The sequence below is a fragment of the Sphingomonas corticis genome (genome assembly GCF_012035195.1).
In the GTDB taxonomy this organism is placed as follows: Bacteria; Pseudomonadota; Alphaproteobacteria; order Sphingomonadales; family Sphingomonadaceae; genus Sphingomonas; species Sphingomonas corticis.
The window spans coordinates 1-25,961 of the sequence record NZ_JAAVJH010000014.1; the positions used below are offsets into that span (position 1 = coordinate 1).

26 protein-coding genes are annotated in these 25,961 nt (G+C 70.4%); 9 read left to right on the forward strand and 17 right to left on the reverse strand.

Translation table 11 applies throughout. The annotated features are described in order from the left end of the window. The first annotated feature begins 149 nt into the window (after positions 1-149). Complete coding sequence (locus tag HBH26_RS16400; RefSeq protein ID WP_168135725.1) at positions 150-527, forward strand: glycine zipper 2TM domain-containing protein; 378 nt, start codon at positions 150-152, stop codon at positions 525-527. A 100-nt stretch (positions 528-627) separates the two neighbouring features. Here the strand turns inward: HBH26_RS16400 and HBH26_RS16405 are convergent, their stop codons facing one another. Then, positions 628-3,594: an L-glutamate gamma-semialdehyde dehydrogenase gene (locus tag HBH26_RS16405; RefSeq protein ID WP_168135726.1), complete on the reverse strand. Its 2,967-nt coding sequence runs from the start codon at positions 3,592-3,594 to the stop codon at positions 628-630. A gap of 112 nt (positions 3,595-3,706) precedes the next feature. On the opposite strand from HBH26_RS16405, the gene HBH26_RS16410 reads away from it, so the two are divergent. The 5 genes from HBH26_RS16410 (at position 3,707) to HBH26_RS16430 (ending at position 7,704) form a co-directional block, all read left to right on the forward strand. Continuing rightward, a complete protein-coding gene (locus tag HBH26_RS16410; RefSeq protein WP_168135796.1) occupies positions 3,707-4,141 on the forward strand; it encodes a MaoC family dehydratase in 435 nt (144 codons plus the stop codon). A 26-nt stretch (positions 4,142-4,167) separates the two neighbouring features. Continuing rightward, the gene (locus tag HBH26_RS16415; protein ID WP_168135727.1) at positions 4,168-5,346 is read left to right on the forward strand and encodes an acetyl-CoA C-acyltransferase; all 1,179 of its coding nucleotides are present in this window, start codon (positions 4,168-4,170) and stop codon (positions 5,344-5,346) included. Positions 5,347-5,818: 472 nt separating this feature from the next. Next, positions 5,819-6,340: a pyridoxamine 5'-phosphate oxidase family protein gene (locus HBH26_RS16420; RefSeq protein ID WP_168135728.1), complete on the forward strand. Its 522-nt coding sequence runs from the start codon at positions 5,819-5,821 to the stop codon at positions 6,338-6,340. Between the two features lie 75 nt (positions 6,341-6,415). Then, entirely contained in the window at positions 6,416-7,297 is an 882-nt protein-coding gene (locus HBH26_RS16425) for an alpha/beta hydrolase family protein (RefSeq protein ID WP_168135729.1), read from the forward strand. After that, positions 7,294-7,704, forward strand: coding sequence for a cupin domain-containing protein (locus HBH26_RS16430; protein ID WP_168135730.1), 411 nt, complete (start codon positions 7,294-7,296; stop codon positions 7,702-7,704). Before HBH26_RS16425 ends, HBH26_RS16430 begins: the two co-directional genes overlap by 4 nt. Positions 7,705-7,710: 6 nt before the next feature. On the opposite strand, the gene HBH26_RS16435 is transcribed toward HBH26_RS16430, so the two are convergent. From HBH26_RS16435 to HBH26_RS16485, 11 genes are all read right to left on the reverse strand, one after another. Beyond that, positions 7,711-8,943, reverse strand: coding sequence for a polyhydroxyalkanoate depolymerase (locus HBH26_RS16435; RefSeq protein WP_168135797.1), 1,233 nt, complete (start codon positions 8,941-8,943; stop codon positions 7,711-7,713). A gap of 16 nt (positions 8,944-8,959) precedes the next feature. Further along, the gene (locus HBH26_RS16440; protein WP_168135731.1) at positions 8,960-10,627 is read right to left on the reverse strand and encodes a putative bifunctional diguanylate cyclase/phosphodiesterase; all 1,668 of its coding nucleotides are present in this window, start codon (positions 10,625-10,627) and stop codon (positions 8,960-8,962) included. 58 nt (positions 10,628-10,685) lie between these two features. Beyond that, entirely contained in the window at positions 10,686-11,579 is an 894-nt protein-coding gene (locus tag HBH26_RS16445; RefSeq protein ID WP_168135732.1) for an ROK family protein, read from the reverse strand. After that, entirely contained in the window at positions 11,579-12,025 is a 447-nt protein-coding gene (locus HBH26_RS16450) for a MarR family winged helix-turn-helix transcriptional regulator (protein WP_168135733.1), read from the reverse strand. The genes HBH26_RS16445 and HBH26_RS16450 overlap by 1 nt, the downstream gene beginning before the upstream one ends. A 153-nt stretch (positions 12,026-12,178) precedes the next feature. Further along, positions 12,179-12,781 (reverse strand): ABC-type transport auxiliary lipoprotein family protein, encoded by a 603-nt coding sequence (locus tag HBH26_RS16455; protein ID WP_168135734.1) that lies wholly within the window; start codon positions 12,779-12,781, stop codon positions 12,179-12,181. Positions 12,782-12,786: 5 nt separating this feature from the next. Next, positions 12,787-13,749: an MlaD family protein gene (locus HBH26_RS16460; RefSeq protein WP_168135735.1), complete on the reverse strand. Its 963-nt coding sequence runs from the start codon at positions 13,747-13,749 to the stop codon at positions 12,787-12,789. Continuing rightward, positions 13,749-14,657: an ABC transporter ATP-binding protein gene (locus HBH26_RS16465; RefSeq protein WP_168135736.1), complete on the reverse strand. Its 909-nt coding sequence runs from the start codon at positions 14,655-14,657 to the stop codon at positions 13,749-13,751. The genes HBH26_RS16460 and HBH26_RS16465 overlap by 1 nt, the downstream gene beginning before the upstream one ends. Further along, a complete protein-coding gene (locus HBH26_RS16470) occupies positions 14,657-15,754 on the reverse strand; it encodes an ABC transporter permease (RefSeq protein ID WP_168135737.1) in 1,098 nt (365 codons plus the stop codon). The genes HBH26_RS16465 and HBH26_RS16470 overlap by 1 nt, the downstream gene beginning before the upstream one ends. A gap of 89 nt (positions 15,755-15,843) precedes the next feature. Further along, complete coding sequence (locus HBH26_RS16475) at positions 15,844-17,061, reverse strand: DUF445 domain-containing protein (protein WP_168135798.1); 1,218 nt, start codon at positions 17,059-17,061, stop codon at positions 15,844-15,846. A gap of 113 nt (positions 17,062-17,174) precedes the next feature. Continuing rightward, positions 17,175-20,381 (reverse strand): efflux RND transporter permease subunit, encoded by a 3,207-nt coding sequence (locus HBH26_RS16480; RefSeq protein WP_168135738.1) that lies wholly within the window; start codon positions 20,379-20,381, stop codon positions 17,175-17,177. A gap of 12 nt (positions 20,382-20,393) precedes the next feature. Continuing rightward, entirely contained in the window at positions 20,394-21,584 is a 1,191-nt protein-coding gene (locus tag HBH26_RS16485) for an efflux RND transporter periplasmic adaptor subunit (RefSeq protein WP_168135739.1), read from the reverse strand. 184 nt (positions 21,585-21,768) lie between these two features. Here HBH26_RS16485 and HBH26_RS16490 point away from each other — a divergent pair, with 184 nt between their 5' ends. Then, positions 21,769-22,497, forward strand: a complete 729-nt coding sequence (locus tag HBH26_RS16490) for an SIMPL domain-containing protein (protein ID WP_168135740.1) — start codon at positions 21,769-21,771, stop codon at positions 22,495-22,497. A gap of 65 nt (positions 22,498-22,562) precedes the next feature. On the opposite strand, the gene HBH26_RS16495 is transcribed toward HBH26_RS16490, so the two are convergent. The 3 genes from HBH26_RS16495 to HBH26_RS16505 form a co-directional block, all read right to left on the reverse strand. Then, a complete protein-coding gene (locus HBH26_RS16495) occupies positions 22,563-22,820 on the reverse strand; it encodes a GlsB/YeaQ/YmgE family stress response membrane protein (protein WP_168135741.1) in 258 nt (85 codons plus the stop codon). A gap of 157 nt (positions 22,821-22,977) precedes the next feature. Then, positions 22,978-23,277, reverse strand: coding sequence for a CtrA inhibitor SciP (sciP, locus tag HBH26_RS16500; protein WP_168135742.1), 300 nt, complete (start codon positions 23,275-23,277; stop codon positions 22,978-22,980). A 101-nt stretch (positions 23,278-23,378) separates the two neighbouring features. Continuing rightward, the gene (locus HBH26_RS16505; RefSeq protein ID WP_168135743.1) at positions 23,379-23,552 is read right to left on the reverse strand and encodes a hypothetical protein; all 174 of its coding nucleotides are present in this window, start codon (positions 23,550-23,552) and stop codon (positions 23,379-23,381) included. Positions 23,553-23,687: 135 nt separating this feature from the next. On the opposite strand from HBH26_RS16505, the gene mnmA reads away from it, so the two are divergent. Beyond that, a complete protein-coding gene (gene mnmA, locus HBH26_RS16510; protein ID WP_168135744.1) occupies positions 23,688-24,785 on the forward strand; it encodes a tRNA 2-thiouridine(34) synthase MnmA in 1,098 nt (365 codons plus the stop codon). Then, positions 24,782-24,991, forward strand: a complete 210-nt coding sequence (locus HBH26_RS16515) for a UvrB/UvrC motif-containing protein (protein WP_168135745.1) — start codon at positions 24,782-24,784, stop codon at positions 24,989-24,991. Before mnmA ends, HBH26_RS16515 begins: the two co-directional genes overlap by 4 nt. A 40-nt stretch (positions 24,992-25,031) precedes the next feature. Here the strand turns inward: HBH26_RS16515 and HBH26_RS16520 are convergent, their stop codons facing one another. Together HBH26_RS16520 and HBH26_RS16525 are read right to left on the reverse strand one after the other, a co-directional pair. Further along, positions 25,032-25,511: a hypothetical protein gene (locus tag HBH26_RS16520; protein ID WP_168135746.1), complete on the reverse strand. Its 480-nt coding sequence runs from the start codon at positions 25,509-25,511 to the stop codon at positions 25,032-25,034. A 182-nt stretch (positions 25,512-25,693) separates the two neighbouring features. Further along, entirely contained in the window at positions 25,694-25,924 is a 231-nt protein-coding gene (locus HBH26_RS16525; RefSeq protein ID WP_168135747.1) for a hypothetical protein, read from the reverse strand. Positions 25,925-25,961: the final 37 nt, after the last annotated feature.

The following is a 25,961-nucleotide window of genomic DNA, read 5'->3' on the forward strand; positions in this document are numbered from 1 at the left end:
TCTTGGGAAAGAACGGCCGCAGCCGCTCCATCTGCTCGTCGGTCAGCCAAAACAGGTCGCTCATTCCGGTCTCCTTGCGGAGCCTGAATCAGATCGCAACGCTCACATCAATGGGTCCTGACCCTAGTCGAGGCGAAAGGAATTCCACGATGAAACTTGCCCTCCTCTCCGCCGCGCTGTTCGCCACCGTCGCGGTGCCGATGACGACCGCCCCCGCCGACGCGCAGCGCCGCGACCGCGAGTGGCGCGAAGACGATCGCGACTGGAACCCGCGCGACAGCTATCGCCGCGGCAATTATCGCGAGCGCCGCCTGGGCGCCAACGACCGCGTCTACCGCGGCGACGACGGGCGCGTGTACTGCAAGCGCAACGACGGCACGACCGGTCTGGTCGTCGGCGGCCTGGCCGGCGGCGTGCTGGGCAACGTGGTGGGCGGCGGAACGCTCGGCACGCTGCTGGGCGCGGGCGGCGGCGCGCTGCTCGGCCGCTCCGTGGAGCGCAACAAGAACCCGGTGCGCTGCCGGTAATCCCCTCGCACCCCCGCGCAGGCGGGGCCCACGGCCACGGGCGTCAGCGTTCGCGGCCCCTGGGCTCCCGCCTTCGCGTGAGCACCCGAGGCGCGACGCCTCAAATCCCCCCTTCGTCCAGGCTCAGCAGCGTGGCGTTCCCGCCCGCGCTGGTCGTATCCACCGACACGGCCCGCTCCGCGCAGAAGCGGTAGAGATAGTGCGGCCCGCCCGCCTTCGGCCCGGTGCCGGACAGCCCCTCGCCGCCGAACGGCTGCGATCCCACCACCGCACCGATCATCGAGCGGTTGACGTAGAGGTTGCCGACCGCCGCCTCCGCCTCCGCCACCTCGCCCGCGCGCGCGATGCGGCTGTGCAGTCCCATCGTCAGGCCATAGCCCTTAGCGTTCACCCGCGCGATCGTCTCGCTCAGCGTTCCGGCCTTCCACGTCGCGACGTGGAGCAGCGGGCCGAACCATTCCTGCGTCAGCGCCTCCACGCTCTCCAGCCGGATCAGCGTCGGCGGCACGTAGAGGCCGTCCTGCGGCACCGCGACCGTCTTCAGCCACCGATCCTGCACCGACTGGCGGTAGGACATCAACCGGTCGTAGGCGGCGCGGTCGATCACCGGGCCGACGTCGGTGCGCGGATCGGCAGGATCGCCGATCGTCAGCAGGTCCATCGCGCCCTTCAGCATCGCGATCAGCCCGTCGGCGATATCTTCCTGCACCAGCAGCAGTCGCAGCGCGGAGCAGCGCTGGCCCGCGGAGCGGTACGCGCTGGTGACGACGTCGGCGACGACCTGCTCGGGCAAGGCGGTGGAATCGACGATCATCGCGTTGATCCCGCCCGTCTCCGCGATCAGCGGCACGATCGGGCGCGCGTCGTCTTCCAGCAGGGCGCGCGCGATCCTTCTCGCCGTTGCGGTGGAGCCGGTGAAGGCCACGCCCTGCACCCGCGCGTCGGCGGTCAGCGCGGCGCCCACCTCCGGCCCGCCGGGGACGAGGATCAGCGCGTCCTTCGGCACGCCCGCCTCGTGCGCCAGCGCGACCGCGGCGGCGGCGATGGCCGGCGTCTGCGGCGCGGGCTTGGCGACGACGGTGTTCCCCGTCACCAGCGCGGCGACGGTCTGACCGAGGAAGATCGCGAGCGGGAAGTTCCACGGCGCGATCGTCGCCCACACGCCGCGTCCGTCGAGGTGGAGCGTGTTGCGCTCGCCCGTGGGCCCCGGCAGTTCGACCGCGTGCAGCTTCGCGCGCGCCTCGGCCGCGTAGTAGCGGCAGAAGTCCACGGCCTCGCGCACCTCGCCCAGCGCGTCGGCGATGCTCTTGAACGCCTCCTGCACGCAGATCGCCATCAGGCGCTCGCGATCGCGCTCCAGCAGGTCGGCGAGCCGGTCGAGACAGGCCGCGCGCTCGTCCACGGGAGTCGCCTGCCACGTGGGGAAGGCGGCGTGGGCGCGGGCGATCGCGCCCGAGACGTCGACCGTCGCCGGTGCGGCGATCCCGACCGGCTTCGCGACCTTCGCCGCGATATCGTCCAGCACCGCGGGATCGGCGAGATCGATGCCGTCCGAGTTGCGCCGTCCGTCGCCGAACAGCGCGGCGGGCAGCGGGATCGACGGGTGGCGCGTGCCGCCCACCGCCGCGATCTTCGCCACCGGATCGGCCAGGATGTCGTCCTCGCTCAGCCGCTCGTCGGCGAGCTGGTGGACGAAGCTGCTGTTCGCGCCATTCTCCAGCAGGCGGCGGACGAGGTAGGCCAGCAGGTCGCGGTGCCCGCCCACCGGGGCATAGATGCGGCAATGGTAGCCGTGCTCGCGCACCAGCCGCTCGTACAGGCCGTCGCCCATGCCGTGCAGTCGCTGGAACTCGAAGTCGCGGCTGTTGCCTGCCCACTCGACGATGGTCGCGACGGTCAGCGCGTTGTGGCTCGCGAAGGCCGGGCGGATGTTCGGCGCCTCCAGCATGTCCTTCGCGACGGCGAGATAGGAGACGTCGGTCGCGGCCTTGCGCGTGAACAGGGGATAGTCGGACAGGCCCTCGACCTGCGTCCGCTTGATCTCGCTGTCCCAATAGGCGCCCTTGACGAGGCGCACGTTCATCACCCGGCTGAGCCCGTCCGCCCAGTGGACCACCGGCCTCGCGCGCTTGCCATAGGCCTGCACCGCCATGCCGAAGCCCTCCCATCCCTTCAGCGACGGCAGCGCCGCGACGGTGCCGATGATGTCCAGGCTCATCTCCAGCCGCTCGCTCTCCTCGGCGTCGACGGTCAGGGCGATGCCGTGGCCGGCGGCCTGTACCGCCAGCGCCTCCAGCAACTGCGTCAGCGCCGGCACGCAGGTGTCGCGCTTCGCGACCTCGTAGCGCGGATGGAGCGCGGACAGCTTCACCGACACCGAGTGGCCCGCGGCGGGATCGCGCCCGACCGCGTCGATCGCGTCGACATAGGCGCGGAAGTAGCGTTCGGCGTCCTCGGTGGTGCGCGCCGCCTCGCCCAGCATGTCGAAGCTGGCGGTGAAGCCGCGGTTCTCCGGCTTTCGCATCCGCCGCATCGCCTCGTCGATGGTGCGACCCATCACGAAGATCTCGCCCATCATCCGCATCGCCGCGCCCACCGCCTGGCGCACGAACGGCTCCCCCGCGCGGCTGATGAGCCGGCGCAGCGGCCCCGCCTCCCCCTCGCCCACCAGCACGCGGCCGACCACCAGGCCCCAGGTCGCGGTGTTGACGAGGCGCGAGGCGGACTGGCCGGTGTGCGCGCGCCAGTCGGCATCGCCCAGCTTGTCGGCGATCAGCAGGTCCGCGGTCTCCGGATCGGGCACGCGCAGGAACGCCTCGGCCAGGCTCAGCAGGGCTACGCCCTCCGACGAGTTGAGCCGATATTCCTGCAGGAACCGGTTCACCCACCCCCGCGCCTGCGCGGCGCGCAGGTCGGCGAGCAGGCCCGACGCGGTCGACAGCGTGCGGCCGCGCGCCGCCGAATCGCTCCGCGCCCGCTCCAGCAACGGTTTTAGAACATCGGGTTCGCTCGCCCGATGCAGCGCGCGCAGGGCGGCAAGGGTGTCGGACGTTACGGCAGCGGGCATCTTCAAGCTTTCGGTTCGTTTGGCCTTGCGAGCCGGGGGGCGGCGCGCCTATTGCGTGCCGAGCGCTCTAGCGCGTCCGGCAAGGGGAGGAAAATCCGTGACCGCCGACGAGATGAAGGCCGCCATCGGCCAGGAGACGGTGTCCGAGTGGATCACCGTCTCGCAGGAGATGATCGACAAGTTCGCCGATGCCACCGGTGACCATCAGTTCATCCACATCGACCAGGAGAAGGCGAAGCTGACGCCGTTCGGCACGACGATCGCGCACGGCTTCCTGACGCTGTCGCTGCTGCCGCAGATGGCCATGAAGAACGCCGACGCCCCCCGGCTGGACGGCGTGAAGATGGGCGTCAACTACGGCGGCAACAAGGTCCGCTTCCTCGCCCCCGTCCCCTCCGGCTCGCGCGTGCGCGGCCGCTCGAAGATCACCGAGTTCGAGGAGAAGCGGCCGGGCCAGTACCAATATACGACCGAAACGACGGTGGAGATCGAGGGCAGCGAGAAGCCGGCGATGATCGCCGAGTGGATCACCCAGGTCTTCGTCTGATCGCCATCTCATAAAGGACTGATTCCATGCGCTCCGCCGTTATCGTCTCCACTGCCCGCACACCCATCGGCCGCGCCTATCGCGGCGCGTTCAACAACCTGCCCTCGCCCACGCTCGCCAGCCACGCGATCAAGGCCGCGGTGGAACGCGCGAAGATCGACGGCGCGGAGGTGGACGACGTCGTCTTCGGCTCCGCACTTCAGCAGGGGCATCAGGCCGGCAACATCGCGCGCACCTCGCTGCTGCGCGCTGGGTTGCCGACGAGCGTCAGCGGCATGTCGCTCGACCGCCAGTGCGCGTCGGGCCTGATGGCGATCGCCACCGCGGCCAAGCAGGTGATCGTCGACGGCATGGACGTGGCGATCGGCGGCGGCGTCGACTCCATCTCGCTCGTGCAGACGCCGCAGATGCGCGTCGCTCCCGACAAGGAGCTGGTGGCGATGCACAAGGACATCTACATGCCGATGCTGCAGACCGCCGAGGTGGTCGCCAAGCGCTACGGCATCAGCCGCGACGCGCAGGACGAATACGGCCTGCGCTCGCAGCAGCGCACCGCCGCGGCGCAGGCCGCGGGCAAGTTCGACGACGAGATCGTGCCCGTGACGGCGACGATGGCGATCACCGACAAGGAGACCAAGGAAGTCTCCTATAAGGAAGTGACGCTCTCCAAGGACGAGGGCAACCGCGCCGACACCACGCTGGAAGGCCTCAAGTCGCTGAAGCCCGTGCTGGGTCCCGACCTGAACATCACCGCCGGCAACGCCAGCCAGCTGTCCGACGGCGCCTCGGCCAGCGTGCTGATGGAAGAGAGCGTGGCGGCCAAGAAGGGGCTCACCCCGCTCGGCCGCTACGTCGGCATGGCGGTGGCCGGCACCGAGCCCGACGAGATGGGCATCGGCCCGGTCTTCGCCATTCCGAAGCTGCTGGAGCGTAACGGGCTGAAGATGGACGACATCGGCCTGTGGGAGCTGAACGAGGCGTTCGCCGTGCAGGTGCTCTACTGCCGCGACAAGCTGGGCATTCCGGACGAGCTGCTGAACGTGAACGGCGGCGCGATCTCGATCGGCCACCCCTACGGCATGTCGGGTGCGCGCATGACCGGCCACGCGCTGATCGAGGGCAAGCGCCGCGGCGCGAAGTACGTCGTCGTCACGATGTGCGTCGGCGGCGGCATGGGCGCGGCGGGGCTGTTCGAAGTGCTGTGATTGAACCGGCAGCCGGTTTCCGCTACATGGAAGCCCGGCATTGACATGGTGCCTTTCTGTGCGAGCCCCGGTCGTTGCAGCGGTCGGGGCTCTTCACGTTTGGGGCTCGGGTTGCAGCCCGAGCCCCGCCCGTGCACTTACTTCCGGCTGACCTCGATGACCTTCACGATCAGGGTCGCGAAGGCGAACAGAGCGCCCAGAACCAAGCACAGATCGGCAAGAGACATGGTGTCGTTCCTTTCCGTGCGCTGACGGCAGGATTGCCGCCGCCGTGACCTTGGCCCTGCCGGAACCTGTCCGCGACCGCCGCCACTTCCCTCCGCTGACGCGCTGTTGGAGGACGTAGGACAGCCAGGCTTTCACTTTCTCTTTGATTTGCATCACCTTACCCGCCGTCGATGGCACGTGTGCCGCACAGGCAACCATCGCCCGCCCCTCTCGTTCTCCGGTGGAGACAGAGGAGACGATCACGATGGCGCAGGACCCGAAGAAGGACGAAGGCAACGCGGACCCGCAGCAGCTGAAGACCGACCTGTGGAAGAAGATGGCGGACAGCCCGTTCGTGATGGTCGGCCCCGCGGACGGATCGACGCACAGCGAGCCGCTGACCGCGCAGCTCGACAAGGACCAGGTCGACACCTTGTTCTTCTTCATCGGTAAGGACAATCGCGTTGCCGGCAAGGACAAGCTGATGCTGCAGTTCGTGTCGAAGGGGCACGATTACTTCGCCTGCCTGTCCGGCAACGGGCGGATCGACAACGATCCCGCGCTGATCGACAAATTGTGGGACAAGCAGGTCGAGGCGTGGTTCCCCGGCGGGAAGAGCGACCCCAATCTGGCGCTGCTGCGTGTCGACATCGACTCGGCGGAGCTTTGGGAGACGGACATGTCGCTCAGCGGGCGCGTGAAGATGCTGTTCGGCGGCACGATCAAGCCGAGCGAGAGCGGCAGCCACGCCAAGGTGCAGACCACGGCGGAGGGTAGCCCCGCCTGATCGGGCTTCAATCGCCCTTGCGGCGCCCCCGCGTTGCGACGATGATGCCTCCCATCGCCAATGATGGGGGGCATCATGCGTCTGAAGACTTCACTCGTACTCGCCGCGGGCCTGTTCGCCGCGCCCGTCCTCGCACAGGACGGCATGAAGGAATTGCGCGCCGAGCAGGCGGCGGTGCCCAAGCCGACGCTGGTCGAACGCTACGGCACCGACGACCTGCGGTCGGGCGAACTGCGGCTGCCCGCGGGCAAGGGGCCGTTCCCCGTCGTCGTGCTGATCCACGGCGGATGCTGGACCGCGTCGTTCGACACGCGCGCGGGCACGACCCCGCTGGCGCAGGCGCTGCGCGCGCGCGGGATCGCGGTGTGGAACATCGAATACCGCCGGCTCGGCGATCCCGGTGCTGGCTGGCCCGGCACGTTCGACGACGTCGCGAAGGGGGTGGATCACGTCGCCGTGCTGGCGAAGAAGCATCCGCTGGACCTGAAGCGCGTCGCGATCGCCGGCCATTCGGCGGGCGCGCATCTCGGATTATGGGCGGCGTCGCGCCCGCGGCTGGCGGCACCCCATGGACCGGGTGCGATCCGGCCGGTGTCGGTGGTGGCGATCGACGGGCCGGGCGCGCTCGCTCCCTTCGTCGGAATCGACCAGCAGGTCTGCGGCCAACCCGTCATCGTGCCGTTGATGGGCGGAACGCCGGCGGAGAAGCCCGACGCCTATCGCATCGCCAGCCCGGCGGACCATCTGCCACTCGGCACGCGGCAGCTGCTGGTCGAGGCGGAACTCGGGCTGCTGATGAAGCCCTATGCCGCCGCGGCGAAGGCGAGCGGCGACACGGTGGAGGAACTGGTCCCGCCGAACGCGAACCATTTCGACATCATCACGCCCGGCTCGGCCAACGGGAAGGCGGTGGCGGACTGGATCGCGGCGCAGGCGTTCGCGGGCAAGGGCAAGTGATCCGCGCGTCCGTCGCGGCGCTGGCGCTGCTGGCCGCGGCCGACGTGCCGCCGGACCTGGACGCCGTCGCCGCGGCGCCGCGCAATCACAAGGTGCTGCTGGAGAACGACGAGGTGCGCGTTCTCCAGGTCGAGGTGGCGCCCGGCGAGACCGAGGCGATCCACGAGCATCGCTGGCCCAGCGTGATCCACATCCAGCAGCCGCAACCGGGGATCGACGTCCGCTACGCGGTGAAGGACGGGCGGCTGGTGGAGGTCGAGCGCGGGCGTATTCCGGACGGTCCCGCGCCGCCCGCGATCTGGGTGCCGTCCGAGCCGCCGCACGCCGTCACCAACCTGGGCAAAGCGCCGTTCCGGCTGTACCGGGTCGAGCTGAAGCGCGCGAAGGGCATGCCACCGCGGCGCTGATCCCGCTCACCCGTGGGCGGCGATCCATTCCTCCACCACCGGAGCGATGCGGTCGCGCCACTTGCTGCCGTTGAAGATGCCGTAATGGCCGACGCCCTCGGCCATGTGGTAGCGCTTCTTCTCCGCCGGCAGGCCGGTGGCGCAGGTGAGCGCCGCCTTCGTCTGGCCCAGGCCGGAGATATCATCGCGCTCGCCCTCGATCGCCAGGATCGCGATGTCGTCGATCGCGGACAGGTCGACGCGGCGGCCGCGGTGGAACATCTCGCCCTTGGGCAGCGAGTGGTTCTGGAAGACGACGTCGATCGTCTGGAGATAGAATTCTGCGGTCATGTCGCAGACGGCGCGATATTCGTCGTAGAAGGACTTGGTGGCGTCCGCACTCTCGCCGTCGCCGGCCACCAGATGCTTGAACATCTCCCAGTGGCTCATCATGTGATTGCCCAGGTTCATCGTCATGAACCCGCTCAATTGCAGGAAGCCGGGATACACGCGCCGCCCCGCGCCGGGATAGGTCATCGGCACCGTGGCGATCACGTTCTGCTCGAACCAGGCGAAGGGCCGCTCGGTCGCCAGCGTGTTGACCGCGGTGGGCGCCTCGCGCGTGTCGATCGGCCCGCCCATCATCGTCAGCGTCTTCGGCCGGCACGGGTGCCGGTCCGCGCTCATCAGCGCCGCGGTCGCGAGGCTGGGCACCGAGGGCTGGCAGACCGCCAGCATGTGCGTGCCGCCCTGCCCCTCGTTCGCGCCCATGGCTTCGAGGAAGGCGACGAGATAGTCGACGTAATCGTCGAGGTCGAAGCGTCCGTCCTCCATCGGCACCATCTTCGCGTCGCGCCAGTCGGTGATGTGGACGTCGGCGAACGGCAGCATGCGCTCCACCGTGCCGCGCAGCAGCGTGGCGTAATGGCCCGACATGGGCGCGACGATCAGCAGCTTGGGCCCGCCCTCCACGCCGTCGCGCCTGAAGCGCTTCAGCTGGCCGAACGGCTTCTGCAGCACGATCTCCTCCACCACCGCGACCTGGCGACCGTCGATGGTCGTGTGGTCGAGGCCGAAGGCGGGTTTCCCGCGAGAGGCCGCGGCATGGGCGAACACCTCCAGCGCGCTGGCCATCACCGGGCCGCCGCCGAGATAGGCGAAGGGATTGGCCGGGTTGTTCAGCCAGTCCGCACTGACGCTGGCCCAGGCGCTGGCGGAGGCCAGCCAGGTCCGCTGAACCTCGTAGGCGTCGTAGAGCATGTTCTTCATCGCCTCGTTATGCGCTTCGCTGCGGTGCAGCGCAATCGGGCGCGTCCTGTATGATCGAACGGGCGATGGCGCATTTCGACGCATCGTCGCGGGTCAGCGGATACCCGAAATGGAAGCCTTGCAGGTGCGAAACGCCGGTCGCGCGTAGCAGGTCGACCTGCGCCGGCGTTTCCACCCCCTCCGCCACCACGTCGAGGCCCAGCGCACCGGCCAGGTGCACCACCGCCTGCACCGCGGCGGCCGCGGCGGGTTCGCGCACCATGGCATCGACGAAGCTGCGGTCGATCTTCAGCACGTCCAGCGGGAACTTGCGGATGTTGTAGAGCGAGGAATAGCCGGTGCCGAAATCGTCCAGCGCGATGCGGAAACCCATCTGGCGCAGGCGATACAGCGTGTCCGCGGCGTGATCGACGTCGTCGAAAATCGCCGTCTCCGTGATCTCGATCTGCAACCGCGACGGCGCGACGCCCGCGCGCTGGCACCGCTCCACCACGTAGCCGACGAAATTGGGACGGCGGAACTGGCGCGGGCTGAAGTTGACGGAGACGTACTGCCCCGGCCAGTCGGCGACGGCGGCCAGGCTGCGTTCCAGCACCCAGTCACCCAGCGCATGGATCAGCGCCGTCTCCTCCGCCACCGGGATGAAGGTGGCGGGGCTGATCGTGCCCCATTCCTCCGTGTCCCAGCGCAGAAGCGCCTCGAACCCCGCGACGTCCAGCCCGTCGCGCGCCAGGATGGGCTGGAACACCATCGCCAGTTCGCCGCGGCCGATCGCCTGCGCCAGCCCGCTCTCGATGCGGTGGCGTAGCCGCAGCGCCTCGTCCAGCGCCTCGTCGAACAGACAGACGTGGTTCTGCCCCTGCGACTTGGCGTCGCCCAGCGCCAGATCGGCGCGGCGCAGCAGGTCGTCGGCGTCGGCGTCCTGCGCGCCGCCCAGGATCACGCCGGCACAGGCAGCGCCCTCCAGCAGATGCCCCTCCACGTCGAAGCTGGCGCCGCACGCGCGGACCAGCCGCTCGCATTCCATCGCCGCGGCAGGGGCGCCGGCGGCATCGAAGAGCAGGCCGAACTCGTCCGCGCCCAGCCGCGCGACCAGGCCGCCGGGCAGGCCGTCGCACAGCGCACGGGCGGTGGCGCGGATCAGGCCGTCGCCGATGCGGTGGCCCAGCGTGTCGTTGACCAGGCGGAAGCGGTCGAGGTCCAGCATCGCCACCGCGAACCGGCCTCCATCCAGAATGCGTGCGGCCACAGCCTCGCGGAAGTGGCGGCGATTGGGCAGCCCGGTCAGCGCATCGTGGCGCGCGTCGTGCGCGGCGCGGCGCTCCTTCTCCGCGAGCGCCTCCGTCGCCTCGGCCAGCGCACGCTCGGCGGTGCGGCGCGCGTCGATCGCGGCGATCAAGGCGGGCAGCGCGGCGGCATCGGGCAGGTGCGTCACCTCCGCCGCGACCGGTAGCGAGGTGACGGCGATCAGGTACAGCGCGGGATCGAGCGCGCGCAGCGGCGCCAGCGCGGCCACCGCGGCACCGTGCAGGATCGCGACATCATAGGCGGCGGCGCGTGCCAGCGCGACCGCCCGCGCGGTGTCGGGCGCGTGGACCAGCGCGTGCGCGCCGCCCAGCCGCGCCGCATGCGGTCGCAGCCCGGCCTCCGCCTCGTCCACGATCAAGATGCGCATGGCTGGCCCCCCATATTGCCACGGAGTAACCCGGGAGGGTTAAGCGCGCGTAAAGGGGCTACCCGGCGTCCAGTGCCATCCGCCCCAGCACGATCGCGCCCAGCGGTCCCGCCCGCGCGCCGAGCGCGGCGGGGACGAGGAAGGTGTCCATGTCCTCCACCTCCGGCAGCGCGACATAGCCGCCCAGCGACGCCGCGGTGGCGCGGCGCAGGCGCGGCAGCAGGAAGTCGTTGCCGACGAGCACGCCGCCGCCCAGCACGATGCGCCGCGGAACGCCCGTCAGCACCATCGTCGCGAACAGGTGCGCCAGCGCGTCCACCACCGGCGCCCACGCCGGGTGGTCGGCGGTCAGGTCCTCGCCCTTGATACCGGTGCGCGCGGCGATGGCGGGCCCTGCCGCCAGCCCCTCGACGCAGGCGCCGTGGAACGGACAGGAGCCGCCCCAATCATCCCCCGCCAGCCGCGGCGGGCGGACGTGACCGAGCTCCGCGTGGGTCAGGCCGTCCACCGGGCGGCCGTGCGCGATCATGCCCGCGCCCACCCCGGTGCCCACGGTGACGTAGCCGAGATCGGCAAGTCCCCGGCCGGCGCCCCAGCGCGCCTCCGCCAGTGCGGCGCCGACGACGTCGCTGTGGAAACCGGTCGGCACGCCGTAGCGCGCGGCCAGCCGCCGCGCGACGTCGGTGTTCGCCCAGTGCGGCTTGGGGGTGGAGGTGATGTGGCCGTAATGCACCGACGCGCGATCGATCGACACCGGGCCGAAGCTGGCGATGCCGATCGCCGCGACGCCGCGCCACTGGTCCAACGCCGCCTCCAGCGCGGGCAGCGTCTCCTCCGGCCGGGTGGTCGGGATGCGCACCTCCTCCAGCACGCGGTCGGGCCCGCTTGCCAGGATCGCGATGCACTTCGTGCCCCCCAGTTCGACGCCCGCGATCAGCGGCGCTTCGGCCATCACCCGTTCTCCTCCGCCACCGCGGCGTCGATCCGCCGCAGCATCTCCGTCAGCTGCCGCAGCTCGCCCGCGTCGAAGCGCGCGAACAGCCGCCGCTCCAGCTCCAGCGCCTTGGGCGCCACCTGCTCGTACAGCGCGTGCCCCGCGGCGCTGAGCGACAGGTGGCGCGAGCGGCGGTCGGCGGCATTGGGGGCGCGCTCCAGCAGCCCGCGCGCGGCGAGCGCGATGGCGGCGCGGCTGACCGTCACCTTGTCCATCCGCGTACGCTCGCCGATGTCGGCCTGGGTGATGCCCGGCGCCTCCGCGATGACGGCGATCAGCCGCCATTCCGGAATGGATAGGCCGAACAGCGCGTCATAGGTGCGCGCGATCCGCTCGCTGACGCGGTTCGACGTCACCGACAGCAGGTAGGGCAGGAAGCGGTCGAGGCGCAGGCGGTCGGCCATGACGCCGGGAGCTATCACGCGCCGGGTGGAGGGGGAATGGGGCTTGATGCGGGCGTCATGGCGATCCACCGGCCGTCATGCCGCGCCGATGACGGCATCCACCGGGCCGCCAGGGACGAGCCCGGCATGACGGATGATGGGATGACCGCGCGCCTAGCCGCCCCGCACCCAGTCCGCCACCTGCGTCGCTACCGTATTCGCCGCCTGGTTCAATGCCGGCCCCGCCGATGCCGCGTCGATCGCCGCTACGGGCACGCGCGCTTCGAAGCGGCGCTTCTCCACGGTCGTCTGCCCGGCGCGGGTCAGCGACGCGTCGAACGTGACCACCGCCTCGCGCGTCGCGGCGTCCAGGCCGAAGTAGCGCAGCTCGCCGCCCAGATTGGCGCTCGGATCGTCGAACGACTGCGCCGGGGTCAGCACCACCATGCCCGCGCGCGCGGTGACGGTGTCCGATACCAGCCGCGCGAACAGCCGCGTCGGCGGCTCGCTCCACTGCGCGTCCTTCACGTAGGCGAGCGCGGTGTCGCCGGTGCGTACCGGCACGCGGGTGTTGGCGATGGCGGCGGGGCTGGAGGGCACCTGCACCACGATCGCACGCCCCGTGCGCGAGGATTGCGCCTGCCCCGCCTCCGGCTGGGACGCGGCGTTCAGCGTCAGCAGCCGCTCGGGCGGATCGGCGCCGAAGCTGATGCAGGCGGCGAGCGGGAGCAGCGCGCCGACAGGCAGCAGCCGCAGAACCGGACGAAAGCTGGTCATCGCGCTCATTTCCCCTTGTAGTCCGGCAGCTTCTGCTGGCCGATCAGCGATCCTGCCCCGCCCTGCTCGACCCGCTCGGCGATGGCCGACAGCGAGGCGGAGGTGGCGCGAAGGTCGCGGACCAGCAGGTTGACCTGCGGAATGGTCTGCTTCGAGAAGGTGGTGAGGCCCGGCCGCGCGTCGGCGACGGCGGCGTTCAGCGCGTCGGTCGACTGCTTGATGCCGCTGATGGCGCCGTTCAGGTTCTGCATCGCCGGCGCCACGTCGCGGGCCAGCACGCCGTTGGTCGTGCCAGCCAGCTCGCCGATCTGCTGCGCGGCGTCGCCCGCCTGCTGGATCGCGACACGGGTCTGCGCCAGCGTCGCGGCGATCTCCGGCCCGCGGTCGGCCAGTGCGTCGGTCAGCCGGTTGGTGTTGTCCAGGATGCCCGCGATCGACGCCTGGTTGCGGTCGGTCAGCAGCCCGGTCAGCCGCTCGGTCAGCGTCGACAGCCGCTCCAGCAGCTGCGGCGCGCTGTTCAGGATCGCGCCGATGCCGCCGGTCTTCGTCGGGATGACGGGCACGCCCAGCGGGCATTGCGTTTCCGGGTTGACCTCCGGACAGGCGATCGGCGGCGCGCCCTTGGTCGCACCGTCCAGGCTGACCGTGCTGGTGCCGGTGAAGCTGCCTTGGATCGTCGCCGTGGTGCCGCGCAGGATCGGCGTGTCCTCATTCACGCTGACGCGCACGCGCACGTACTGCGGATCGGGTCGCCACAGGGAGATCGACTTGACCTGGCCCGACGGCACGCCCGAGAAGGTGACGGCCGACCCCTTCGCCAGCCCGTCCACGGCCTGGCGAAAGAAGATGTCGTACTCCCGCTCGCTGCCGCCGGCCAGCCGCGCGATCCACACGGTGAAGATCGCGACCATGGCGAGCAGGATCAGCACCACGGCGCCGACGAGGACATGGTTGGAGCGGGTTTCCATCAGCGGTTTCCTTCGGCGTCGGTCGTCGCGCGACGCGCATTGTTGTCGGCCAGCCCGCCTTGCGAGCGCTCGCCGGTCGCCTTCTCCGTCACCTCGGTCGGGTGTGCGTGGGCCTGGGCCGCGGCGCTGGCGTCCTCCTTGCTCGCGACCGCGGCACGGCCGCGCGGGCCGTTGAAATATTCCTGGATCCAGGGGTGATCGAGCGCCAGCAGCTCGTCGATCGTGCCGACCGCGATCACCTTCTTGTCGGCCAGAACGGCCACCCGATCGCAGATGGCGTAGAGCGTATCGAGATCGTGGGTGATGAGGAAGACGGTGAGGCCCAGCGTGCGCTGCAACGCCTTCGTCAGGTCGTCGAACGCCGCCGCGCCGATCGGATCGAGCCCCGCCGTCGGCTCGTCGAGGAACAAAAGTTCGGGATCGAGCGCCAGCGCGCGGGCGAGGCCGGCGCGCTTCTTCATGCCGCCGGACAGCTCGGCCGGATATTTGGGCCCCGCGTCGCTCGGCAGGCCCGTCATCACCACCTTGTACGAGGCGATCTCGTCCAGCAGCGCGAGGTCCAGCTCGGGATAGAATTCGCGCAAGGGAACCTGCACGTTCTCCGCCACCGTCAGCGTGGAGAACAGCGCCCCGCCCTGGAACAGCACGCCCCAGCGCTTGCGGATCTCCACCGCCTCGGTCTCGTCGCGGCCGATCGTCGGCTCGCCGAACACCTCGATCTCGCCCTCGGCAGGGGATTGCAGCCCGACGATGGAGCGCATCAGCACCGACTTGCCCGTACCCGACCCGCCGACCACGCCCAGGATCTCGCCCCGACGCACGTCCAGATCGAGGCCGTCGTGGATCGTCGCGTCGCCGAAGCGGTTGGTCAGTCCGCGGACGCGGATGATCGTCTCGTCGTCGGCCATCAGATCCAGCCGATCTGCTCGAAGAAGACGGCGAAGAAGGCGTCCACCACGATCACCATGAAGATCGCCTGCACCACCGCCGACGTCGTGCGCAATCCCACCTGCTCCGCATCGCCCTCCACCTGCATCCCCTGGTAGCAGCCCGCAACGGCGATGATCGCGCCGAACACCGGCGCCTTGATGAGGCCGACGAACAGGTCGGTGATCGGCACCACCTCGCGAATCCGCGCGACATAGGTGACCAGCGGGATGTCCAGGCTGAGCCAGCACAGGATGCCGCCGCCGATGATCGCGATCACGGCGGAATAGAAGCCGAGCAGCGGCATCAGCACGATCGCCGCGATCGTGCGCGGCAGCACCAGCGCCTCCATCGGCGAGACGCCGATCGTGCGCATGGCGTCGATCTCCTCGGTCAGCTTCATCGTGCCGAGCTGCGCGGCGAAGGCGGAGCCGGATCGTCCCGCCACCATGATCGCGGTCATCAGCACGCCCAGTTCGCGTAGTGTGATGCGGCCGACCAGATTGATCGTGAACGCCTCCGCCCCGAACTGCCGCAGCTGCACCGCGCCCTGCTGTGCGATGACGATACCGATCAGGAAGCTCATCAGGCCGATGATGCCGAGCGCGCTGACGCCGACCACCTCGAACCGCTGCACCGTGGCGTTGAAGCGGAAGCGCTTGGGGTGGCGCAGCACGTTGAAGAAGGCGATCAGCGTCGCCCCCATGAAGCCGATCAGGCCCACCGCGGTGCGGCCCGAATGCGCCACCGCGTCGCCGATCTCGCCCAGCACGCGGCGGAAGGAGGAGGTGGAGACCGGGCGCATCTGCACCGGCTGGTCCGCCGCCTCCACCTGGTCGAGCAGGTGCTGCGCGTCGCCCGACAGCCCCTCGATCCGCGCGTCATGCTCGCGCGCGAAGCGGTGGACCACCCACGCGCCGATCGTGTCGATGCGGTCGACGCCGGACAGGTCGATCCTCGCCACCTGCCCGTCGTGGCCGCGCAGCCGGTCGGGCAACGTGCCGAGCCGCGCGAGCGACAGATCGCCGGAGAACCGCAGGACGTCGCCCTCGGCACTGAAATCGGCGGCCGCGCTCATGCGGCGATCCTTGCGGCAATCCCCATCGTCCCGCAAGCGCACAGGGGCGAGGATCGTTCCACAAACGGAATCACCGAAACGGTCGGCCTTCAGAGCAGCACGTCCACCGCGTGGATCGTCGTGCCGACCAGGCCGCCGACCAGGGTGCCGTTGATGCGGATGAACTGCAGGTCCTTGCCCACCGCGTTCTCCAGCCGGGTCGTGATCGTGTGCGCGTCCCACCCGCGCACAGTTTCCGACACCAGGCGCACGATCGTGTCGCCGTAATCCGCGGCGGCGCCCACCGCGGCGCGGCGCACGAAACGGTTGATGGTGCGGCCGAGCCGCGGGTCGTCCTGGAACGTCTCGCCCAACTGGCGCAGCGCCTCGCCGAACTTCCCCGCCAGCAGCCGTTCCGGATCGCGCGCGACGCGCAGCATGGCGGCACGCGCCTGTTCCCACAGCCCGTTGATCCAGTCCTGCATCGCCGGGTTTTCCAGCAGCTCGATCTTCAGCGCCTCCACCCTGGCGCGCAACGCCCCGTCGTGCTGGAGATCGCGGGCGAGATCGGCCAGCCCCTCCTCCGCCTTGGCGCGCAGCGGGTGATCGCGGTCCTCCGCCATATCGGCGATCAGCTTGTCCAGTCCGTCGATGATCTTGTTCGACAGCGTCTCGTCCAGCCCGGTCCAGCGCAGGATCGATCCGGCGCGGTCGTGCACCATGGCGCGCACGAGGTGCTCGTTCGCCGCCAGCGAGGCGCGCGCCCAGCGGATCACCTGGTCCACCACGGGCTGGTGCTTGCCGTCGGCCAGCGCCGCGTCCAGCGCGCGCCCGATCATCGGCGACACCTCGGTCTCGCGCACGCGCGTCACCATCATGCCGCGCACCATGCCGCCCAGCCGCTCCTGGTCCAGCGCCTGCAGGATCTCCACCGCCAGGCGCGACGATCCGCGCGCCAGCCGGCCGGCCCCCGTTCCCCCCATGCGGTTGGGATCGGCCAGCCACCGCCCCGCCACGCCCGCCACGTCGATCCGCCCCATCCGTCGCGCGACGACGGCGGGGATCAGGAAATACTCGCGAAGGAACTGCGCCAGCTGATCGCCGATCCGGTCCTTGTTGCGCGGGATGATGGCGGTGTGGGGGATCGGCAGCGCCAGCGGATGGCGGAACAGCGCGGTGACAGCGAACCAATCGGCCAGCCCGCCCACCATCGCCGCCTCCGCGAAAGCGCGCACAAAGCCCCAGGCCGGGTGCCCGTGCTCCAGCTGGCGCGTCGCGAGGAACACCGCCGCCATTGCCACCAGCAGCCCCGTCGCCACCAGCCGCATCCGGCGAAGCGCGGCGGGCGCGGGCTGGCGGGGGATGGCGCGGGTCACGGCCGTAACAATCCGCAACTCGGGCGAGGGTTCAACGGCCCCGCGCCGTCATGCGGGCGCGCTCCTCACTCCGCCGGTTCGTCGCGGAAGCCGATCCGCCCCACCGGCGCTGCGATCGAGCCCTTGGGCGCGTCGTGGTCGATCGCGGGGGCGCCGTCGTCGCCAGGCCGGTACGTCAGCAGGCGACGGCCCAGCCACGGCCCGAGCCGCCGTTCCACGCCGATCGCGAGCGAGAAGCTGGCGGGGACGATCAGCAGCGTCAGCAGCGTCGACAGGATCAGCCCGCCGATCACGACCACGCCCATCGGCGCGCGCCATGCCCCGTCGCCCGACAGCGACAGCGCGGTGGGGATCATGCCCGCCACCATCGCCACCGTCGTCATGACGATCGGCTGCGCGCGCTTGTGCCCCGCCTCGATGATCGCGGCGCGCGGCGCCACGCCGGTCGCCATCTCGTCCAGCGCGAAGTCGATCAGCAGGATCGAGTTCTTCGCCACGATGCCCAGCAGCATGAGGAGGCCGATGAACACCGGCATCGACAGCGGCATCCCCGCGATCATGATCGCCAGGAGACCGCCCAGCGGCGCCAGCAGCAGCGAGCCCATGTTGACCAGCGGCGGAAGCAGCCGGCGATACAGCAGCACGAGAACGGAGAAGACGAGGAACACGCCCGCCATCACGGCGAACACGAAGTTGATGAGCATCTCCAGCTGCCACTTGGCCTGGCCGACGTTCAGCTCCTGCACGCCCACCGGCAGGTTCTGCATCACCGGCAGCTGCTTGATCCGCTTCATCGCCTCGCTGGTGACGAGCCCGGGGGCGAGGTCCGAGCCGACGGTCAGCTGGCGCTGCTGGTTGATGCGGGTGATGCGCGTCGGGCCGCTGCCGAAGCCGATGTCGGCGACCAGGCTGAGCGGCACCGACCCGCCCGTCTGCGTCGCCACGGGCAGGTTCTGTATCGTGTCGAGCCGCGTGCGTGCATTCTCCGCCAGCGCGACGCGGATCGGCACCTGACGGTCGGACAGCGAGAATCGCGCGCTGTTCTGGTCGAGGTCGCCCAGCGTCGCGATGCGGATCGCGTTGGAGAGGGCGGACGTGGTCACGCCCAGCTGCGCGGCGAGGTCCAGCCGCGGCTTGATGAGGATCTCCGGCCGGTTGAGGTCGCCCGCCACGCGCGGCGCGACCAGCATCGGCAGGCGCGCCATTTCCTGCACCAGACGGTCCGCCGTCTGCCGGAGCACGACGGGGTCGTCGCCGCCCAGCGTGACGGAGATGTCGCGGTTGTTGTCGCCGAAGCCGAATTGCGACTGGAAGTTGACGCGCGCGTCGGGGATCTTCGCCAGTTCCGGCGCCAGCCGCCGCTCGAACGCGGTGGATTTCTCCGCGCGGTCTTCCTTGTACGTGGCGACGACGCGGCCGGTGCCGACCAGCGTGCGGGTATAGAGGCTCTCCACCGCCGGTTCCTTGTCCAGCAGCGCGTAGACGCGGTCCACCGCGGTCTGCGTGGTCGACAGCGTGGCGCCCGGCGGCATGGTGATCGTCACCACGCTGCGCGGCTGGTCCACCGCGGGCTGGAACGTCATCGGGATCTGCGTGAACAGGAATGCGGTCAGCGCGAACGCACCCGCACCCATCGCCATCACCCAGGCGCGGTGATCGCGCAGGTAGCCGGTCACGCGGCGGAAGCCGCCGCGGGCGCGGATCAGCGGCGCCCTGCCCTCGTCCAGCGTCCACAGGAGGATACGGTGATAGGCGTCCATCAATCGCCCGCCACCGTGTTCGGCATGGCCGAACGCCTTCAGGAAATAGGCGGCGATCATCGGCGTGATGAGGCGTGCGACGGCCAGACTCATCAGCACCGCGACGACGACCGTCAGGCCGAAGTTCTTGAAGAACTGACCCGACACGCCCGGCATCAGGCCGACGGGCAGGAACACGGCCACGATCGCCATCGTCGTCGCCAGCACGGCGAGGCCGATCTCGTCCGCGGCGTCGATCGACGCCTGATACGCCGTCTTGCCCATGCGCATGTGGCGGACGATGTTCTCGATCTCCACGATCGCGTCGTCGACCAGCACGCCCGCCACCAGGCTGAGCGCCAGCAGCGTCATGCTGTTCAGCGTGAAGCCCATCAGGTCCATGAACCAGAAGGCCGGGATCGCGGAGAGCGGGATCGCGAGCGCGGAGATGACGGTCGCCCGCCAGTCGCGCAGGAACAGGAAGACGACCACGACCGCCAGGATCGCGCCCTCCAGCATCGCGTGGATCGCGCTCTTGTATTGCTCCAGCGCATATTTGGAGCCGTCGACGCGCAGGCGGAACGTCACCTGCGGATTGCGCTTCTCCAGCGCCTCCAGCTTGGCCTTGGCCTCGCGGAAGACGGTGACGTCGGACGCGCCCTTCGCGCGCTTGAAATCGAACGACAGCGCCGGGCGCCCGTCCACCGCCGCGGCGCTGCGCTGCTCGGCATAGAGGTCGCGCACGGTCGCCACGTCGGTCAGGCGGATGGTGCGGCCCGCGCCGACGCTGATCTGGGTCTGCCCCAGGTCGTAGGCGGTCTGCGCGTTGCCCAGCACGCGCACCGCCTGCTCCGCGCCCGCGATCTCCGCGCGACCGCCCGCGGCGTTCAGGTTCACCTGACGCAGCTGCTGGTTGATCTGCGACGCGGTGAGGCCGTAGGCGGCGACCTTGGCGGGATCGAGGATCACGCGGATCTCGCGGTTGACGCCGCCGATCCGCTCGACCGAGCCCATGCCGGGCACCGACAGCAATTCCTTGGCCACCGTGTTGTCGATGTACCAGCTGAGCTGTTCCAGCGTCATGTCGGTGGCGACCGCGGTGTAGCTGCCCAGGTCGTTGTCGTTGATCTTCACCCGCTGCACCTGGGGTTCCAGGATGCCCTCGGGCAGGTCGGCGCGGATCTGCGTCACCGCGTCGCGCGCCTCGTTCACCGCGCGGTCGACCGGCGTGCCGATGTCGAGCTGGACGAAGGTGGTGCTGTTGCCTTCGGAAACGAACGACTGGATCTCGTCCACGCCCTCCAGGCTGCGCACCGCCGATTCGACGCGCTGCGTCACCTGCGTCTCCAGCTCGCTCGGCGCGGCGCCCGGCTGGCTGATCGAGATGGTCACCGCCGGAAACTCGATGTCCGGCTCCTGGTTGATGTCCATCCGGATGAAGGCGATGATCCCGGCCACCGTCAGCATCATGAAGAGGACGATCGACGGAACGGGGTTCCGGATCGACCAGGCGGAGATGTTGCGGAAGCCCATCCTGTGCGCTCCTCAGCGGGCCGGTTTCTGCAGGATGGGGTTCACCTTCTGCCCCGGGTTCAGGAACGCGCCGGCGGATAGCACGACCCGCTCGCTGCCGGTCAGGCCGCTCGCCACCGCCACCTTGTTCGCGTCCACCACGCCCAGCGTCACGTCGCGGCGCTGCACCTTGTTCTCGCCATCGACGATATAGACGTAATTGCCCTTGGTGTCGCTCAGCAGCGCCGACTGCGGCAGTTCGGGCAGCTGCGAGCTTCCCGCCACGATCGTCGCCGACGCGAAGCCGCCGGGGCGCAGCGCCGGATCGTAGCGCAGCGCGACGCGGGCGGTGCCCTGGCGCGTCTGCGGGTCGATCACGGGCGAGACCTGCCACACCTCGCCCGGGAAGGTCCGCGTGTCGCCGACCGGCGTCACCTCCGCGCGCGACCCCACGCGCACGCCGCGCAGGTCCGCCTCAGACAAGAGCACGCGCATCTCCATCTCGCCGCCCTTGGCCATGCGGAACAGGACGCCGCTGGCGCTGCTGACGATCTGCCCCGGCTCCACGCCGCGGGTCAGCACCAGCCCCGCCGCGGGGGCGCGGATGTCCAGCCGGGCGTTGCGCGCGCGCTGTTCCGACGCGGTCGCCTGCGACACCTTCAGCCGCGCCGCCGCGGCGTCGCGAGTGGCGATGCGGCGCTGCACGTCCGCCTTGGAGATGAAGCCGCGGTCGACCAGGCTCTGCGCCCGCTCCAGTTCCGCCTGCGCGAGCGTCAGGTCGGATCGTGCGACGTTGATCTGCGCGCCGAGCGAGGCCGCGGTCTGCGTCTGTACCGAACGGTCGATCGTGGCCAGCACCTGGCCCTCGCGCACCCACTGCCCGGCCTCGACCAGCACGCGGCTGACCATGCCGCCCTCGCCCGCGACGCCCACCGGCATCTCGCGCCGCGCGGCCAGCGTGCCGGTGCCGGTGGCGCGGCGATCCGCCTCCTGCGTGCCGGGGACGACCACCGTGACGCTGGTCGCGGCGGGCGCGCGCGGCGCCTCCGCCGGCTTGGCGCGGCCCATGAACCACCACGCCGCCACCGCGACCAGCACGGCCGCCGCGATCGCGATCATCCAGCGCCGCCGACGCCGCGCCGGATCCGGCCCCTCGCCGATCACGTCGCCCCCCTCGGCGATCAGAAGGTGTTCCCGCTCCAGTTTCCCGCCCTCGTAGTTCATTGTCGCCCCACAGTACCCAGGCTGTGTTACGCGAATAAAGCACCGGCCGCAAGCGGCGCGGCGGCATGCCCGATTTCGCGTCTGTTCTCAACATGCCGCATCGTTCAGCTTGCGTTGCATCAACTTACGGCAGAAGCGCGCCCGTCGCCGACGATCCCGTCGCCGACCATGGAGTTGCCTGCCGATGCGCCTCGCCTTCGCCTTCCTGCTCGCGTCCGCCGCCCTGCTGCCGGCGGCCGCATCCGCGCAGGTACCCGTGCCGATGCAGACGGTCGTGCCCGACGGCACGATCCTGGACGTCACCGCCACCGGCGAGGTCGAGATCGCACCCGACGTCGCCACCATCCGCGCGGGGGTGACGACGCAGGCGCCGACCGCCGCCGCGGCGGCGCAGGAGAATGCGCGGCGCATGGCGGGCGTGATCCGGGCGCTGCGCGGCGCCGGCCTCGCCGAGCGGGACCTCGCCACCAGCGACGTCTCGCTCCAGCCGCAATATCGCTACGCGGAGAACCAGCCGCCCGTGGTCACCGGCTACCAGGCGGCGAACAGCGTCGCCGTCCGCTTCCGCGACATCGCCAAGGCGGGCGGCGTGCTCGACGCGCTGGTGAAGGCGGGGGCGAACCAGATCGACGGCCCGGCACTGTCGCTGGCCCAGCCCGATGCGGCGCTCGACGCCGCCAGGGCGGACGCGCTGAAGCGGGCGCGGGCGCGCGCCGATCTCTACGCGCGCGCCGCCGGGCTGCGTGTCGAGCGGATCGTCGCGATCGACGAGGCTGGCGAGAACGACGGCGGCACCCCGCGCCCGCCGATGTTCCAGGCGCGCGCCGCGATGGCCGACGCGGCACCGACACAGGTCCTGGCCGGCGAGACGACCGTCAGCGCCACCGTCAACGTGCGCTTCCTGCTGAAGTAGAAAAGGAGACGGCCGCCCGGGATAGCCCGGGCGGCCGCCTGTCCGCTTCGTCGGCGATGCGGCGCTTAGCGCACGCGACCGCGACGGAAGAGGTTCACGATCGCCAGCAAGATTACCGCACCCAGCAGCGAGACCAAGAACGAGTAGATCGTGAGCGGCGCATTGTTGATCGAGCCGCCCGTGAAGAGCAGGCCGCCCAGGAATGCGCCGACGATGCCGACGACGATGTTCAGAAAGATGCCCTGCTGGGCGTCGGTGCGCATGATGATGCTGGCAAGCCAGCCGATGACGCCACCGATGATGAGCCAGATAATCAAACCCATGGTCCAACTCCCCTGCATTGACGCCCAGTACGCGGGCTGCGGGGGTTAGACGTTTCATGGCCGATGTTGTTCCGTTGCCGTAACCTCGCTGATATCGATCAGCGGGGGGGGGGGGACGCGGCCGTCGCCCGCGCGCGACACGGCGCGGGCGTGCCCGTCAGAACTTCTGCTGCCGCTCGTACAGCGACTTGTAATGCTGGATCCGCGTCACGCGCAGGCCGGGCATGCCCGACCGGTCGATCGCGCGCTGCCAGCCGGCGAATTCCTCCACCGTCAGGTTGTAGCGCTGGCACACGTCGTCGACGGTCAGCAGGCCGCCGTTGACGGCCGCCACCACCTCCGCCTTGCGGCGCACGACCCATCGGGTGGTGTCCGCCGGCGGTAACGTGTCCAGCGTCAGCGGTTCGCCGAGCGGGCCGATGACCTTTGCCGGCCGGATCTTCTGGTTCTCGATCATTCCTTACCTCGGTTCGGGGCGGGGGGCCCCCTCTCCACTGTCTGTCCGTACTGGGCCGCGGGCGTTGAACATCGCTTAAAGCGCCGCGGTAAACGCGCTCTTCACTCCTCGCGCGCGGCGGCCAGCGCCTCCGCGGCGACGGCGTTGAAGGCGCCGGATCCCGGAGCCAGCCGGCGCGCGCGCGCCTCCAGCGCGGTGACGCCCGCCTGCGCGGCGAGCGCGGTCGGCGTGGCGCGCTGGTGCGCGCGCTGGCGTGCGAGAAGCGACGTCGTCATGATGGCGGTGCGACCCTTTTTCCCTTTTCCCGCCACCGTCCTAGCCGCGGGGGACTGAAGGGCGCGTAAAGGCGCGCGCAACGCTTCCTTCAGAGAGCTTTACGCCCCGCCAACCAACGCTGTATCGGCACGCGCATGGACGGCGTGGATTTCCAGCTTCCCGCGCGCGCGCGGCGGATCGTCGTCGCGATGTCGGGCGGGGTCGACAGCTCGGTCGTCGCGGCGCTGGCGGTGCGCACCGGCGCCGAAGTGGTGGGCGTGACGCTCCAGCTCTACGACCACGGCGAGGCGACGAAGCGCGCGGGCGCCTGCTGCGCGGGCCGCGACATCCGCGACGCGCGCGCGGTGTGCGACCGCTTGGGCATCGCGCACTACGTCCACGATCACGAGACGCGGTTCAGGGAGGATGTGGTCGACCGCTTCGCCGACGAATATCTCGCCGGACGCACGCCCATCCCCTGCGTCCAGTGCAACATGGGACCCAAGTTCACCGACCTGTTCGCGCTGGCCAGGGACCTGGGCGCCGACTGCCTTGCCACCGGCCACTACGTCCGCCGCGTCGAGGGGCCCGCCGGGCCGGAGCTGCATCGCGGCGCCGATCCGGCGCGCGACCAGAGCTACTTCCTGTTCGCGACCACGCGTGCGCAGCTCGATTTCCTGCGCTTCCCGCTGGGCGCGCTGCCCAAGGCGCGGGTGCGCGAGATCGCGGGCGAGATCGCGCTGCCCGTGGCGCAGAAGCCGGACAGCCAGGACATCTGCTTCGTCCCCGACGGCGACTATGCCGCGCTGGTCAAGAAGCTGCGGCCGGAAGCGGAGACCCGCGGCGACATCGTGGACCTGGCGGGGCGCAAGCTGGGCGAGCACCGCGGCCTCGTCCACTTCACCGTGGGCCAGCGCCGCGGGCTGGAGATCGGCGGGACGAAGGAGCCGCTGTACGTCGTGCGCCTGGACGCCGCGGCGCGGCGCGTGGTCGTCGGCCCGCGCGCCGCGCTGGCCGTGGCGGCGGCGCGGCTGGAGGGGATGAACGTGCTGGGCCCGCTGGACGGTGCACTGACCGCCAAGGTGCGGTCGATGGCGCGCCCGGTGCCCGCGCGGATCGAGGGCGATCGGCTGGTCTTCGACGAGGCCGAGTACGGCGTCGCGCCGGGGCAGGCGGCGGTACTCTATGCCGGCGACCGCGTGCTGGGCGGCGGATGGATCGCCGCGACCGAGGCGGCGTTGCAGGCGGCATGACCGCCGAAGAACTCCGAACGGAAATGGAGACCGCCGCCGCATCGCTGGATTTCGAGCGCGCCGGCCGACTGCGCGACCGCCTGTCGATCCTGCGCATGACCGGCGTCGACCCCGGCGAGGACATGCCGCCGCTGGCCCGCCAGCGCCCCGGCGCGATGGGGCTGGGCACCAGCCAGTCGCGCCCAGCCACGGCGGAGGACGAGTAGCGAGCCGCGCCAGCGCAGGCGAGCGATCGCCCCGTTTGGCTTATTTGGCCAGCGCGTCCACCCGGTCCCAGGTCATCAGCTTCACCGACCCCGTCAGGCCGCCGCCCGTCCCGTCCAAGTTCGTCAGACCGCCGAGCACGCCGGCGTAGCCGACCCATTGCCGCGTCTTCGCGTCGTAGACGGAGGCGAGCACCTCGGCGCGCCCGCTTCCGAGCTGGCGCGCGCCCCGCAGGCTGACGAGGGCGACGGCATCATCGCCGTTGACCTGCGCGGAGGACAGCAGCTGGTCGACGCTGCGGACGCCTGCCGGGTCGGACACGGCCGACTCGATCTGCGAACCTGCCACGCAGACGCGCGCGTCGCGACAGACGCGCTCGCCGTCCTTCAGCCCGGTCAGGATGAAACGACCGCCCACCCGGCGCTCCAGCGCGGTGACGAGTGCCCATCGGTGCTGCGATGGCAAGGTCACCGTCAGCGGGGTGGCGGTCGCCAGCGTGGCGACCAGAAGAGAGACGATCATGAAATGTCCTCCTGCTTCGATGCCTCGAACATCCGCGCGATGTTGATCGAAGTAAAGGGTTCAACGCCACGAACACATTTCGATACAATGCGGCCCAGCGCTGTGCCGCGCCGGGCCGAGGTTCGCCTAGGGAGCATTTCCAGGCGGAACTGGTGACCGCGGGGGAGCCGCGGCGGAAATGGTCAGAGCGCGTTGTCGGTCGGGGTCAGCGCGTTCTCGGCGGTGGCGCCGTTGTCGAGCAGCGCGGCGTCGTTGGCGAACGCGGCATTCTCGTCCAGTGGCAGTTCCTCGTTCAGGACCGTCTCGTTGGCGAAGGCGTCGTTGGCCGCGACCTCGTTCGTGGTGCTCGAACCGCAGGCGGCGAGCGGACCCGCCAGCGCGGCAACGGCCAAAGCGGCAACGATCTTCTTCATGCCCATCCCCTTCGCATCGACGGCCGGGCGCCGCCTT

Excerpts from the sequence above, each read along its gene's own strand:
- HBH26_RS16400 (WP_168135725.1), top strand. The coding sequence starts at position 150 with ATGAAACTTGCCCTCCTCTCCGCCGCGCTGTTCGCCACCGTCGCGGTG.
- HBH26_RS16405 (WP_168135726.1), bottom strand. The coding sequence starts at position 3,594 with ATGCCCGCTGCCGTAACGTCCGACACCCTTGCCGCCCTGCGCGCGCTG.
- HBH26_RS16410 (WP_168135796.1), top strand. The coding sequence starts at position 3,707 with ATGAAGGCCGCCATCGGCCAGGAGACGGTGTCCGAGTGGATCACCGTC.
- HBH26_RS16415 (WP_168135727.1), top strand. The coding sequence starts at position 4,168 with ATGCGCTCCGCCGTTATCGTCTCCACTGCCCGCACACCCATCGGCCGC.
- HBH26_RS16420 (WP_168135728.1), top strand. The coding sequence starts at position 5,819 with ATGGCGCAGGACCCGAAGAAGGACGAAGGCAACGCGGACCCGCAGCAG.
- HBH26_RS16425 (WP_168135729.1), top strand. The coding sequence starts at position 6,416 with ATGCGTCTGAAGACTTCACTCGTACTCGCCGCGGGCCTGTTCGCCGCG.
- HBH26_RS16435 (WP_168135797.1), bottom strand. The coding sequence starts at position 8,943 with ATGCTCTACGACGCCTACGAGGTTCAGCGGACCTGGCTGGCCTCCGCC.
- HBH26_RS16440 (WP_168135731.1), bottom strand. The coding sequence starts at position 10,627 with ATGCGCATCTTGATCGTGGACGAGGCGGAGGCCGGGCTGCGACCGCAT.
- HBH26_RS16445 (WP_168135732.1), bottom strand. The coding sequence starts at position 11,579 with ATGGCCGAAGCGCCGCTGATCGCGGGCGTCGAACTGGGGGGCACGAAG.
- HBH26_RS16450 (WP_168135733.1), bottom strand. The coding sequence starts at position 12,025 with ATGGCCGACCGCCTGCGCCTCGACCGCTTCCTGCCCTACCTGCTGTCG.
- HBH26_RS16455 (WP_168135734.1), bottom strand. The coding sequence starts at position 12,781 with ATGACCAGCTTTCGTCCGGTTCTGCGGCTGCTGCCTGTCGGCGCGCTG.
- HBH26_RS16460 (WP_168135735.1), bottom strand. The coding sequence starts at position 13,749 with ATGGAAACCCGCTCCAACCATGTCCTCGTCGGCGCCGTGGTGCTGATC.
- HBH26_RS16465 (WP_168135736.1), bottom strand. The coding sequence starts at position 14,657 with ATGGCCGACGACGAGACGATCATCCGCGTCCGCGGACTGACCAACCGC.
- HBH26_RS16470 (WP_168135737.1), bottom strand. The coding sequence starts at position 15,754 with ATGAGCGCGGCCGCCGATTTCAGTGCCGAGGGCGACGTCCTGCGGTTC.
- HBH26_RS16475 (WP_168135798.1), bottom strand. The coding sequence starts at position 17,061 with ATGCGGCTGGTGGCGACGGGGCTGCTGGTGGCAATGGCGGCGGTGTTC.
- HBH26_RS16480 (WP_168135738.1), bottom strand. The coding sequence starts at position 20,381 with ATGGGCTTCCGCAACATCTCCGCCTGGTCGATCCGGAACCCCGTTCCG.
- HBH26_RS16485 (WP_168135739.1), bottom strand. The coding sequence starts at position 21,584 with ATGAACTACGAGGGCGGGAAACTGGAGCGGGAACACCTTCTGATCGCC.
- HBH26_RS16490 (WP_168135740.1), top strand. The coding sequence starts at position 21,769 with ATGCGCCTCGCCTTCGCCTTCCTGCTCGCGTCCGCCGCCCTGCTGCCG.
- HBH26_RS16495 (WP_168135741.1), bottom strand. The coding sequence starts at position 22,820 with ATGGGTTTGATTATCTGGCTCATCATCGGTGGCGTCATCGGCTGGCTT.
- sciP (WP_168135742.1), bottom strand. The coding sequence starts at position 23,277 with ATGATCGAGAACCAGAAGATCCGGCCGGCAAAGGTCATCGGCCCGCTC.
- HBH26_RS16505 (WP_168135743.1), bottom strand. The coding sequence starts at position 23,552 with ATGACGACGTCGCTTCTCGCACGCCAGCGCGCGCACCAGCGCGCCACG.
- mnmA (WP_168135744.1), top strand. The coding sequence starts at position 23,688 with ATGGACGGCGTGGATTTCCAGCTTCCCGCGCGCGCGCGGCGGATCGTC.
- HBH26_RS16515 (WP_168135745.1), top strand. The coding sequence starts at position 24,782 with ATGACCGCCGAAGAACTCCGAACGGAAATGGAGACCGCCGCCGCATCG.
- HBH26_RS16520 (WP_168135746.1), bottom strand. The coding sequence starts at position 25,511 with ATGATCGTCTCTCTTCTGGTCGCCACGCTGGCGACCGCCACCCCGCTG.
- HBH26_RS16525 (WP_168135747.1), bottom strand. The coding sequence starts at position 25,924 with ATGAAGAAGATCGTTGCCGCTTTGGCCGTTGCCGCGCTGGCGGGTCCG.